A 13,869-nucleotide genomic window follows, 5' to 3' on the forward strand; every position below is an offset into this window, starting at 1 on the left:
GTGAGCGGTGCTCTCGCGGAGCCGTTTTCGGCGGAGTATTGGGTGCGGCACGTGCGGGAGGCGGTCCGGTTCGCCGACGGTGTGTCCACAATGGATTCTGCTGGGGTCGGGGTGTTCCTGGAGCTGGGTCCGGACGGTGTGCTGAGCTCGATGGTGCCCGGCACGGCGATCCCGGCGCTGCGGCGCGACCGCGACGAAGAACGAACGTTCTTCAGCGCCTTGGCGGCGGTGCACACGACCGGAGCATCGGTGGACTGGACCGGCTTGCCGGGCCACCGGATTCCCTTGCCCACCTATGCTTTCCAGCGGGAGCGCTACTGGCCCGAGCCGGCCGCGCGTCCGGTGGGCGGCGAGGTCGACGCGCGGTTCTGGGCCGCGGTCGACCGGGGTGACGCCGCCGGGCTTTCGGCCGGGACGGGGGTGCCCGAGCCGGACGTCGCCAAGGTGCTGCCCGCGCTGGCGTCCTGGCGGCGGGAGCGGACCGAGGCCGTGGTGACGGAGTCGTGGCGCTACCGGGTCACGTGGGTCCCGGTCCCCGGCCCCGCGCCGGCAGCCCCGGCCGGCCGGTACGCGATCGTGGCGGCCCCCGGAGCGGCCCGCCGCTGGGCGGAAGCCCTGGAGCGGCACGGGGTCTCCATCATCGGCCCGGACGAGCTCCCGGCAGCCGGAGAAATCGACGGCGTGCTGCTGGTTTCGGCCCCGGGCGGCAACGCACTGGCCGACGCGGTGACGCTGGCCAGGTCCGAAGTGACGGCCCCGCTGTGGTGCCTCACCCTCGGCGCGGTCACCACTCCCGCCGACGACGCACCGGGCGACGCGGAGCTGGCCGGCCTCTGGGGCTTCGGGCGCGCGTTGGCGCTGGAGACCCCGGACCGCTGGGGTGGCCTGCTGGACATCCCGGAGACCCCGGACGAGCACCTGGCCGCCGAGGTCTGGGGAATCATCGGCGCCGCCTGTGCTGCCGGTGCCGCCAGTGGCGAGGGGCCGGGGGTGGGTGCCCGGGCCGCGGACATCGCCCCAGGCGGCGAAGACCAGCTCGCCCTGCGCCCGTCCGGCTTGTTCGCGCGGCGCCTGGTCCGGGCGCCCCTGCCGGCCCCCGCACCCTCGTGGTCGCCGAGGGGGACCGTCCTGATCACCGGGGGTACCGGGGCGCTCGGCGCGACCGTCGCCCGCTGGGCCGCCGGGGCGGGGGCCGAACACCTCGTCCTGCTGAGCCGCGGCGGTCCCGGCGCGCCGGGGGCGGGCGAACTCGCCGGCGACCTGAGGGCCGCCGGGGCCGAAGTGACCGTTCTCGCCTGTGATGTCAGCGATCGGGACGAGCTGGCCCGGGTCCTCCGGCAGATCCCGCCGGTCACCGCCGTCGTGCATGCGGCCGGGGCGAGCCAGGCCACCGCCTTCGCCGAGCTCGGCGACGACGGGTTCCGCCTCGTGCTCGACGCCAAAGTGGCCGGTGCCCGCCACCTCGACGAGCTGCTCGGCGACGACCTCGACGCGTTCGTCCTGTTCTCGTCCGTCTCCGGTGTGTGGGGCAGCGGCGGCCAGACCGCCTACGCCGCCGCGAATGCGCAGCTCGACGCGCTTGCCGGGCAGCGGCGGGCCCGGGGCCGCGTCGCGACGTCGGTGGCCTGGGGGCCGTGGGCCGGCAGCGGGATGGCGGCCGGCGCGGCCGAGCAGGACCACCTTCGCCGCCGTGGGCTGAGGCCGCTGCCGCCGGGCGGGGCGCTCGGCGCGCTGGGGGCCGCCGTCGGGGCCGGGGACGCCGCCGTGGTCGTCGCGGACGTCGACTGGGCGCGGTTCGCCCCCGCCTTCACCGCCACCCGGCTCAGCCGCTTGCTCACCGAGCTGCCCGAGGCGCGGCTGACCGAGGCGCGGCTGCCCGAACCGGCCGCCGTCGCCGGGATCGCGCGGCTCGCCGGCCTGGCGCCCGCCGATCAGCTCGCCGAACTGGTCACGCTGATCCGGACGGAGGCCGCGCAGGTGCTGGGGCACGCCACGACCGCCGCCGTCGACCCGCACCGCGCGTTCACCGAGCTGGGCTTCGACTCGCTCACCGCGGTCGAACTGCGGACCCGGCTCGCCGCGGCGACCGGCCTGACGCTGCCCCCGACCCTGGTGTTCAACCACCCCAACGCGGCCGCGCTCGCCGAGCACCTGCGGGCGGAGCTGGGGGACACCGCCCCGAGCGTCCTGGCCGAGCTCGACCGGCTCGAAGCGGCCCTGGCCGTCGGCGAGCCCGACCGGTTGACGCGGACCGAGCTCGCCGTCCGGCTGCGGACCCTGCTGGGCCGCTACGCCGAGCCGGTCGCGGAGGTGCCGGCGGGCGAGCTCGATTTCGCCGACGACGACGCGCTTCTCGAATTCATCAACAATGACCTCGGTAAAATGTGATCTCGCATTTCCGTAATTGCTCGCCAAGGAAATCCTGCTCCTCCGCCGGGAGCGGGATTTCCCTGCGTAGGGGCCCCTTTAAGGGGGTTCTTTAGGGGTTGTAGGGCCAAAACCGGTCCCATAGCCTCACTTTGATGCCACTTCGGCGCGCGGATGTGCCGGGTGTCCGCACTTCGCTGGAGAAAAGGCTGGTGGCACTGACATGGCCGACGAGGAGACGCTGCGCGAGCACCTCAGGTGGGTCACGACCAACCTGCACCAGACGCGCCGGCGGCTGCAGGCGGTCGAGGACGCCGAGCAGGAGCCGATCGCGATCGTCGGCATGGGGTGCCGGCTGCCCGGCGGTGTCCGGTCGCCGCAGGACCTGTGGGAGCTCGTCGCCGCGGGCACCGACGCCGTCAGCGGATTTCCCGAGAACCGCGGCTGGGACCTCGCCGCGCTCCGCGATCCCGACCCCGACCGGCCGGGCACCTCCCACACCGCGTCCGGCGGCTTCCTGCACGACGTCGCCGACTTCGACGCCGGCTTCTTCGGCATCTCTCCGCGCGAGGCCCTCGCCATGGACGCCCAGCAGCGGCTGCTGCTGGAGACGACCTGGGAGGCCATCGAACGCGCGCGCATCGACCCGGCTTCGCTGGCCGGCTCGGAGACCGGCGTCTTCGTCGGCAACACCGGCCAGGACTACGCGAACCTGATGCGCGGAGCCGGGGAAAACCTCGAAGGGCACCTGCTCACCGGCACCGCGACCGCCGTCGTCTCCGGACGGCTCGCGTACTTCCTCGGCCTCGCCGGCTCCGCCGTCACCGTCGACACGGCCTGTTCGTCCTCGCTCGTCGCGCTGCACTGGGCGTGCCACGCGCTCCGGCGCCGCGAGTGCTCCCTCGCTCTCGCCGGCGGCGTGACCGTGCTGTCCACCCCGGCGGCGTTCGTCGCGTTCAGCCGGCAGCGCGGCCTGGCCCCCGACGGCCGTTGCAAGTCCTTCGCCGACGCCGCCGACGGCACGGGCTGGGGCGAAGGCGCCGGCATGCTGGTGCTGGAACGGCTGTCCGACGCCCAGCGCCACGGCCACCCGGTGCTCGCCGTCGTCCGTGGCTCGGCGATCAACTCCGACGGCGCGTCCAACGGCCTCACGGCCCCGAACGGTCCCGCACAGGAGCGCGTGATCACCGACGCCCTGGCCAACGCGCGGCTCTCGGCGAAGCAGGTCGACGCGGTCGAGGCGCACGGCACCGGGACCACCCTCGGCGACCCGATCGAGGCGCAGGCGCTGCTGGCCACCTACGGCCGGGCCCGTCCCGCCGACGACCCGCTGTTCCTCGGGTCGCTGAAGTCGAACGTCGGGCACACCCAGGGCGCCGCGGGCGTCGCCGGGGTGATCAAGATGGTGCAGGCGATGCGGCACGGCGTCCTGCCGCGGACGCTGCACGTCGACGCCCCGACGTCGCACGTCGACTGGGCGTCCGGCGGGGTCCGGTTGCTCACCGAGGCCCGGCCGTGGCCGGAGACCGGCGAGCCGCGGCGCGCGGGCGTGTCCGCGTTCGGCATGAGCGGCACCAACGCCCACGTCATCCTCGAAGCGGCGCCGGACCTCGAGGAACCGGCGTCTTCCGGCGTGCACGGGCCGGTGCCGTGGGTGCTGGCCGCACGGACCACGGACGCCCTCAAGGCGCAGGCCGCCGCACTGGCCGGGCACGACGCACCGGCCGCGGACGTCGGGTTTTCGCTGGTCACGACCCGTTCGGCGTTTCCGCACCGTGCGGTCGTGGTCGGCGATCTCGCCGGCGGTCTCGCGGCGCTCGCCGAGGGCACTCCGGCGGCGAACGTCATCACCGGGGAAGCGGGCGCGCCGGGCAAGGTGGCGCTGGTCTTCCCGGGTCAGGGTGCGCAGTGGGCCGGGATGGCGCTCGAACTGGCGGAGTCGTCGCCGGTGTTCGCGGCCAGGCTCGACGAATGCGGTGCGGCACTTGAGTCTTTTGTGGACTGGCAGCTGCGTGCGGTGCTGGCCGATTCCGACGCGCTCAGCCGGGTTGATGTGGTGCAGCCCGCGTTGTTCGCGGTGATGGTGTCGTTGGCGGAGTTGTGGCGGTCGTTCGGGGTGGTTCCGGATGCGGTGGTGGGGCATTCGCAGGGTGAGATCGCGGCTGCGGTGGTGTCGGGTGCTTTGTCCCTTGAGGACGGTGCTCGGGTGGTGGCGTTGCGGAGCAAGGCTATTATCGCGCTGGCCGGGCGTGGCGGGATGGTGTCGGTGGCGGCGCCGCTGGTCGAGGTCGAGGGGCGCTTGATCGATGGGTTGTCGATTGCGGCGGTGAACGGTCCGGCGGCGGTGGTGGTCTCTGGTGTGCCGGATGCTCTGGACGCGCTGATCGCGTCGTGTGCGGCCGATGGGATCCGGGCGAAGCGGGTGCCGGTGGATTATGCGTCGCACTCGGCGCAGGTGGAGCAGCTGCGCGACGAACTCCTCGACGTCCTCGGCCCGATCACCCCGCGCGACGCCGAAACCGCCTTCATCTCTACGGTGACCGGTGAGTGGGTCGATGGGTCCACTTTGGACGCGGAGTACTGGTACGCGAACCTGCGCAACACCGTGCGGCTGGACACGGCGGTCGAGCAGCTGAAGAGCGAGGGTTTCGGCACGTTCGTCGAGGTGTCGCCGCATCCGGTGCTGACGATGGCGCTCGGCGAGGACGTCATCGCGTTGGGCTCGTTGCGCCGGGACGACGGTGGTCTTGCCCGCTTTCACACGGCGTTGGCCGAAGCCCACGTCCGCGGCGTCGCCGTCGACTGGACCCCGGCCTTCCCCGGCGCCCGCACGGCCGACCTGCCCACCTACGCCTTCCAGCGCGAACGGTTCTGGCCCACCGTCGTCGCGGATCCGGGTGACGCGGGCGCGCTCGGCCTGAGCGCCACCGGGCACCCGCTGCTCGGGGCGGCGGTGGCGCTGGCCGCGGGCGACGGGCTGGTGCTGACCGGCCGCGTCTCCCCGCAGGCCCAGCCGTGGCTCGCCGACCACGCCGTGCACGACACGATCCTCCTGCCCGGTACCGCGTTCCTCGAACTCGCCGTCCAAGCGGGTGACCGCGTGGGCTGCGGCACGGTCGAGGAACTCACCCTCGAAACCCCGTTGACCCTGCCCGCCGCCGGCACCCGGACGCTGCAGGTCGGAGTGGGAGCGGCCGGCGATTCCGGCCACCGGACCGTCGAGGTCCATTCGCGGCGCGACGAGGACGACCCCTGGACCCGGCACGCCACCGGCGTGCTCGCCCCCGGCGTCCCGGAGGCCGGGTTCACCCTGGACTCCTGGCCGCCCGAGGGCGCGGCCAGGATCGACCTCGACGGCTTCTACGACGGCCTCCGCGCGGCGGCAGGCTACGGCTACGGACCCGCCTTCCAGGGTCTGCGTTCGGCGTGGCGCCGCGGCGAGGAGCTCTTTGCCGAGGTGGAACTGCCGGAAGCGCAGGACGCGGGTCGCTTCGGCCTCCATCCGGCCCTGCTGGACACGGCCCTGCACCCGCTCGCCCTGGCCGCGTCCACAGAGGACGGCCAGGCGCGGCTCCCGTTCGCCTGGTCGGGCGTGGCCCTGCACGCCACCGGCGCTTCCGCGCTCCGCGTCCGGCTGACCCGCCGCGGCGCGGACGAGGTCACGGTCGAGGTCGCGGACCCGTCGGGCGCCCCGGTCGCCACGGCGCGGTCCCTCGTTCTCCGCCCGCTGCCCCCGGGCGGCCTGGGCCGCGCCGCCGATGATCCGGCCGCGGACGACCTGTACGTCGTCGACTGGACCGAAGTCCCGGCTGAAGCACCCGGGACCGAGGTCGTCTTCGAGCGCCTCACCGGCGCACCGGTCCACCGCGTGCTCGGGCTCCTCCAGGACCGGCTCGCCGCCGAAGGCTCCGAAGTCCTCGTCTTCGTCACGAGCGGTGCCGTCGCCGTGCACGACGGCGAAGCGCCGGACCCCGGCCTCGCCGCCGCGTGGGGCCTTGTCCGGTCGGCCCAGTCGGAACACCCGGGCCGGTTCCTGCTGCTGGACACCGACGATCCGGACCACCCCGTCATCCCGCCCGAGCCGCAGGCGGCCGTCCGCGGCGGGCGCGTCTTCGTGCCCCGCCTCGCCCGCGCCGCCGCCGCAGCCGGGGAAACCCCGGACTGGGGTGCCGGCGCGGTCCTGGTGACCGGCGCCTCGGGCCTGCTCGGCGGGCTGGTCGCCCGGCACCTCGCGCGGCAGCACGGCGTCCGGCAGCTGGTGCTGCTCAGCCGCCGGGGCGCGGCCGCACCCGGATCCGCCGAACTGGCCGCCGACCTCGCGGAAGCCGGGGCCGAAGCCGTCTTCGCCGCCGGTGACGCCGCGGATCGCGACCGGCTCGCCGAAGTGCTGGCCGCCCACCGGATTTCCGCCGTCGTGCACGCCGCGGGCGTCCTCGACGACGGCGTCGTCGAGGCCCTCACCCCGGAGCGGCTGGACGCGGTCCTGCGCCCGAAGGCCGACGCGGCCCGCAACCTCGACGAGCTGACCACCGACCTCGCCGCGTTCGTGCTGTTCTCCGCGGCCGCGGGCATCACCGGCGGCAGCGGACAGGGCAACTACGCCGCCGCCAACGCCTACCTCGACGCCCTCGCCCAGCGGCGCCGCGCGGCCGGGCGGCCTGCCGTGTCCCTCGCCTGGGGCTTGTGGGCCGAGGCCGGCGGGATGACCGGGCACCTCGACGACCGCGCGCGGGACCGGCTCGGCCGCTCCGGCGTCCGTCCCCTCGACACCGCCCAGGGGCTCGCGTTGTTCGACCGGGCCGTCGCCGCGGGCCCGGCCGCGCTGGTCCCGATCGCCCTCGACGCCGCCGCGCTGCGCCGGCAGGCCGCCGAAGGCACCGTCTCGCCGCTGTTCCGCGGCCTCTTCCCGCCACCGGCGCGGCGCATCGCGGCGGCGGCCGGGGGGCACGTCGGCGAGCTGTCCGAAGCGGGACTGCTCGACGTGGTCCGCACGCAGGTGGCGGCCGTGCTCGGGCACGCGTCGGCGCGGGCGATCGACCCGGCCCGCGCGTTCAAGGACCTCGGGTTCGACTCGCTGACCGCGGTCGACCTGCGCAACCGCCTCGCCGCGGCCACCGGCCTGCGGCTGCCCGCGACCCTGGTGTTCGACCACCCGACCCCCGCGGTGCTCGCCGCCCACCTCGCCGGGCGGACCGCCCGCACCGTCGTCGCCACCAAGGCCGAAGCCGACGAGCCGATCGCGATCGTCGCGATGAGCTGCCGCTACCCCGGCGGGATCGCCTCCCCGGACGAGCTCTGGCGGCTGGTCGCCGAGGGCCGCGACGCCGTTTCGGCGTTCCCCGCCGACCGGGGCTGGCCCGAGAGTGACCTCTTCGACGACGATCCGGCCCACCGCGGGACGTCGTACGTCCGCGAAGGCGGGTTCCTCTACGACGCCGCCGATTTCGACGCCGAGTTCTTCGGCATGTCGCCACGCGAAGCGACCGCGACGGACCCGCAGCAGCGGCTGCTGCTGGAAGTCGCGTGGGAGGCGTTCGAGCGCGCCGGGATCGTGCCGTCGGCGGTGCGCGGCAGCCGGACCGGCGTGTTCGCCGGCGTGATGTACCAGGACTACGCCACCCGGCTGCAGAACGTCCGAAGTGGACTGGAAGGCTACGAGGGCTACCTCGGCAACGGCAGTGCCGGCAGCGTCGCCTCCGGCCGGATCGCCTACGCGTTCGGCCTCGAAGGCCCGGCGATCACTGTGGACACGGCGTGTTCGTCCTCACTGGTGGCGCTGCACCTCGCGTGCCAGTCGCTGCGCCGTGGCGAGTGCGATCTGGCGCTGGCCGGCGGGGTCACGGTCCTCTCGACCCCCGCTCTGTTCGTCGAGTTCAGCCGGCAGCGCGGGCTCGCGGCCGACGGCCGGTGCAAGTCGTTCGCGGACGCCGCCGACGGCACCGGCTGGGGCGAAGGCGCCGGGCTCCTGCTGGTGGAACGGCTGTCCGACGCCCGGCGCCACGGCCACCCCGTGCTCGCGGTCGTCCGCGGCACCGCGGTCAACTCCGACGGCGCGTCCAACGGCCTGACCGCGCCCAACGGCCCGGCCCAGCAGCGGGTGATCCGCCAGGCACTGGCCGACGCGGGCCTGGCGGCGTCCGAAGTGGACGCGATCGAGGCGCACGGCACCGGGACGACGCTCGGTGACCCCATCGAGGCGCAGGCGTTGCTCGAAACCTACGGCCAGGAGCGCGAAACGCCGTTGTGGCTGGGTTCGCTGAAGTCGAACATCGGGCACACCCAGGCGGCGGCCGGGGTCGGCGGCGTCATCAAGATGGTGCAGGCGATGCGGCACGGCGTGCTGCCGCGGACCCTGCACGTCGACGCGCCTTCGTCGCATGTGGACTGGTCGGCCGGGTCGGTGGAACTGCTGACCGAGGCTCGCGAGTGGCCGTCCGGTGACCGGCCGCGCCGGGCCGGGGTGTCGTCGTTCGGGGTGAGCGGGACGAACGCGCACGTCGTCCTGGAGCACGTTCCCGAGCGGGCGGCCGAGCCGATCGCGGCCCGGGCCGCCGGGCCGTGGGTGCTGTCCGGCCGGACCCCCGCTGCCTTGCGGGCGCAGGCGGCCGCGCTGTTCGACCGGGCGGGCGAGCTCCCGGCCGCGTCGGTCGGAGCGGCGCTGGTCTCGGCCCGATCGCTGTTCCGGCACCGTGCGGTCGTGGTCGGCGACGACCTCGCCGGGGGGTTGGCGGCTCTCGCGGACGGCGCTCCCGCGGCGAACGTGATCGTGGGGGAGGCCGCTGCGCCGGGCAAGGTGGCGCTGGTGTTCCCGGGGCAGGGTTCGCAGTGGGTGGGGATGGCGCTGGACCTGGCGGAGTCGTCGCCGGTGTTCGCGGCCCGGCTCGACGAATGCGGTGCGGCGCTTGAGTCTTTTGTGGACTGGCAGCTGCGTGCGGTGCTGGCCGATTCCGACGCGCTCAGCCGGGTTGATGTGGTGCAGCCCGCGTTGTTCGCGGTGATGGTGTCGTTGGCGGAGTTGTGGCGGTCGTTCGGGGTGGTTCCGGATGCGGTGGTGGGGCATTCGCAGGGTGAGATCGCGGCTGCGGTGGTGTCGGGTGCTTTGTCTCTTGAGGACGGTGCTCGGGTGGTGGCGTTGCGGAGCAAGGCCATCCTGGCGTTGGCCGGTGGCGGCGGGATGGTTTCGGTCGGTGCGTCCGTGGAAGCGGTCGAGGCGCGGCTGACCGAAGGAGTGTCCGTGGCCGCGGTGAACGGCCCCGCGGCCGTGGTGGTCTCCGGTGCGCCGGAGGCGTTGGACGGGTTCCTGACGTCCTGCCGCGCGGACGGGATCCGGGTGAAGCGGATCCCGGTGGACTACGCGTCGCATTCGCCGCAGGTGGAGCAGGTGCGGGACGAGCTCCTCGCCGTTCTCGGCCCGATCTCTCCGCGGGCGGGCGAGATCCCCTTCGTCTCCACGGTGACGGGCGGGTGGATCGACGGCTCGGCGCTGGACGCGGAGTACTGGTACACCAACCTGCGCAGCACGGTCCGCCTGGACACGGCGATCGAGCGGTTGAAGAGCGAAGGTTTCGCCACGTTCGTGGAGGCGTCGCCGCACCCGGTGCTGACCATGGCGCTCGGCGAAGACGTCGTCGCGCTCGGCACGTTGCGGCGCGACGACGGCGGCCTCACCCGCTTCCACACGGCGCTCGCCGAGGCCCACGTCACCGGGGTCGCCGTGGACTGGACCCCGGCCTTCCCGGGGGCGGCTCCGGCCGACCTCCCGACCTACGCCTTCCAGCGCGAGCGGTACTGGCTCGACGTCCCGGAACCCGAACCCGCCCACGCCGACCCCGCCGATCAGCGCTTCTGGGAGGTCGTCGGCGACCAGGACGTCCCGGCGTTCGCGGGCGCCCTCGACCTCGCCGAGGACGCCCCGCTCGACGCCGTCCTGCCCGCGCTGGCGAAGTGGCGCAGCCGCCGCCGCGACGAATCCACCACGGACTCCTGGCGCTACCGGATCGCCTGGCGTCCCGTCACCGTGCCACCGGCCCGGCTTTCCGGCCGCTGGCGAGTCGTCGGAGACGGCGGCGAAATCCGGCAGGTGCTCACCGCCCACGGCGCCGAGGTCGTCGGGGACGACGGGGACTTCGGGGACCTCGCCGGCGTCGTGGCCGTCCGGCCGGACGCCGCGACCGCCCTCGAGCTGACCCGCGTCGACGCCCCGCTCTGGCTCCTCACCGAAGGAGCGGTGGCCACCGGACCCGACGACAGCGCGCCGGATCCCACGCAGGCCCGGGTGTGGGGACTCGGCCGGATCGCCGGGCTCGAGCACCCCACCCGCTGGGGTGGCCTGGTCGACCTGCCGCCAACCCTCGACGAAACGACCGCCGCCCGGCTGGCCGCCGTGCTGGCCGGAACCACCGGCGAAGACCAGCTGGCGCTCCGCCCCTCCGGGGTGTTCGCCCGGCGGCTCGTCCACGCCGGAACCGGGGAACCCGCCCGGCGCTGGCGGCCCGAGGGCACCGTGCTCGTCACCGACGTCGAGGGCCACGCGGCCGTCCGGCTCGCCCGCTGGCTGATCACGCGGGGCGCCACCCGGATCGTGCTCGCCGCGGCGGCCCTGCCCGGCGCGGAAACCCTGCGCGAGGACGGCGTCGAAGTGATCGAGGCGCGCTGCGACGTCGCCGACCGGGCCCAGCTGGCCGCGGTGCTCGCAGCCCACGGACCGGTGCGGTCGGTCTTCCACACCGCCGCCGTCACGGACCTGGCGCCCCTCGCCGAAACCGGCCCGGACCTCCTCGACCGGGCGTGCCGCGTCAAGGCCGATACCGCCGACCACCTCGACGCCCTGCTCCCGGACGGCCTCGACGCCTTCGTCCTGTTCTCCTCCATCGCCGCCGTCGTCGGCAGCGGGGCCCACGGCGCCTACGCGGCCGCCAACGCCCACCTCGACGCGCTCGCCGAGCGCCGCCGGGCCCGCGGGGCGGCCGCGACCTCGATCGCCTGGGGGGTCTGGGACGCCGGCGAAGGCGTCGACCACGCCCGGCTGCGGGCCGAGGGCGTCCCGCCCCTCGACCCGGATCTGGCGCTGACCGCGCTCGGCCGGGCCCTCGACCTCGACGACACCACCGTGGTCGTCGCCGACGTCGAGTGGCCGCGGTTCGCCCCCGCCTTCGCCGCCGCCCGGCCCCGGCCGCTGCTCGCCGAGATCCCGGAAGCCGTCGAGGAGACGGCCCCGGCGGCCACCGGCTTCGCCACGCAGCTCGCCGGGCTGAGCGCGCCGGAAGCCCACCGCGTGCTGACCGGCCTGGTCCGGGCCCAGGCGGCGGCGGTGCTCGGGCACGCCTCCCCGGCGGCGATCGACGTCGACCGCGCCTTCTCCGGACTCGGCTTCGACTCGCTGACGGCGGTGGAGCTGCGCACCCGGCTGGCCACCGCGACCGGCCTGCGGCTGCCTGCGACGCTGGTGTTCGACCACCCGACGGTCACCGTGCTCGCCGGGTACCTCGGCGAACTGCTCGGCACCGGCGGCGAGACCGCCGAGGAACGGCCGGTCACGACGAGCGTGGACGAGCCGATCGCGATCGTCGGGATCGGCTGCCGCTTCCCCGGCGGCATCCGCTCGCCCGAGGACCTCTGGCGGCTGGTCGCCGCGGGCGGTGACGGCATCACGCCGTTCCCGGACGACCGCGGCTGGGACCTCGAGGAGATCTACGACCCCGAGCCCGGTGCCCACGGCAAGAGCTACGCCCGCGAGGGCGGCTTCCTCACCGGCGCCACCCGCTTCGACCCCGGCTTCTTCGGGATCTCGCCGCGGGAGGCCCTCGCCATGGACCCGCAGCAGCGGCTCCTGCTCCAGACGTCCTGGGAGGCGTTCGAACGAGCCGGGATCGACCCGCTTTCGGTGCGGGGCCACCGGATCGGCGTGTTCGCGGGCACCAACGGCCAGGACTACCCGGCCCTGCTGGAACGCTCGACCGAGCCGCTGGAAGGCCACGCCGGTGTCGGCAACGCCGCCAGCGTCGTCTCCGGGCGGCTGTCGTACGTCTTCGGGCTGGAAGGCCCGTCGTTGACGGTGGACACGGCGTGTTCGTCGTCGCTGGTGGCCTTGCACCTGGCGGTGCAGGCGCTGCGGCGCGGCGAGTGCTCGATGGCGCTGGCCGGCGGCGCGACCGTGATGGCGACCCCCGGCATGTTCGTCGACTTCAGCCTCCAGCGCGGCCTCGCCGCGGACGGCCGGTGCAAGGCGTTCGCCGACGCCGCCGACGGCGCCGGGTTCTCCGAGGGCGCGGGGATGCTGCTGGTGCAGCGGCTGTCGGACGCGCTGCGCGACGGCCGCCGCGTCCTCGCCGTGGTGCGGGGTTCGGCGGTGAACTCCGACGGCGCGTCCAACGGCTTGACCGCGCCGAACGGGCCGTCGCAGCAACGGGTGATCCGCGCGGCCCTCGCGGACGCCGGCCTGACCGCGTCCGAGGTGGACGTGGTGGAAGCGCACGGCACCGGAACGACGCTGGGCGACCCGATCGAGGCACAGGCGGTGCTCGCGACCTACGGTCAGGAGCGCGACGAGCCGCTGTGGCTGGGCTCGGTCAAGTCGAACCTCGGGCACACCCAGGCCGCGGCCGGCGTCGCGGGCGTGATCAAGGTGGTCATGGCGATGCGCCACGGCGTCCTGCCACCGACGTTGCACGTCGACGCGCCATCGTCCCAGGTGGACTGGACCGCGGGTGCGGTGGAGCTGCTCACCGAACCGCGGGCGTGGACCTCCGGCCGTCCCCGGCGGGCCGGGGTGTCGTCGTTCGGCATCTCCGGCACCAACGCGCACACGATCCTCGAAGAGGCACCGGCCGTCGTGGCCGAGGAGCGCGAACCGGTGTCCGGGCCGGTGCCGTGGCTGCTGTCCGGACGGACCGAAGCCGCGCTGCGCGACCAGGCCACCGCCCTCGTCGCGGTCGACGGTGACCGAGCGGACGTCGGGTTCTCGCTGGCCACGGCCCGGTCGCGGTTCCCGTACCGCGCGGTGCTGATCGGCGCGGACCACGCCGCGCTGACCGCGGTCGCCGAGGGGACGCCCGCCGGGAACGTGGTCACCGGGATCGCCGGTGCCCCGGGCAAGGTGGCGCTGGTCTTTCCGGGGCAGGGTGCGCAGTGGGTGGGGATGGCCCTCGACCTGGCGGAGTCGTCGCCGGTGTTCGCGGCTCGTCTTGATGAGTGTGCGGCAGCCCTGGAGTCCTTTGTGGACTGGCAGCTGCGTGCGGTGCTGGCCGATTCCGACGCGCTCAGCCGGGTCGACGTGGTGCAGCCTGCGTTGTTCGCGGTGATGGTGTCACTGGCTGAATTGTGGCGGTCGTTCGGCGTGGTTCCGGATGCGGTGGTGGGGCATTCGCAGGGCGAGATAGCGGCGGCGGTGGTGTCGGGTGCTTTGTCCCTTGAGGACGGTGCTCGGGTGGTGGCGTTGCGGAGCGAGGCCATTCTGGCGTTGGCCGGTGGTGGTGGGATGGTGTCGGTGGCGGCGCCGCTGGT

The 13,869-nt window shown here is 74.6% G+C and carries 2 protein-coding genes; both read left to right on the forward strand.

Features of this window, described 5'->3' with window-relative positions:
• Window positions 1-2,388 (forward strand): SDR family NAD(P)-dependent oxidoreductase (locus tag AB0F15_RS43535; protein ID WP_360283543.1); only part of this gene is annotated, 2,388 nt, incomplete at its 5' end.
• 202 nt (window positions 2,389-2,590) lie between these two features.
• Window positions 2,591-13,869 (forward strand): beta-ketoacyl synthase N-terminal-like domain-containing protein (locus tag AB0F15_RS43540; protein ID WP_360283545.1); only part of this gene is annotated, 11,279 nt, incomplete at its 3' end.

Origin of the sequence: Amycolatopsis sp. NPDC026612, assembly GCF_040638285.1 — a bacterium.
GTDB lineage: Bacteria > Actinomycetota > Actinomycetes > Mycobacteriales > Pseudonocardiaceae > Amycolatopsis.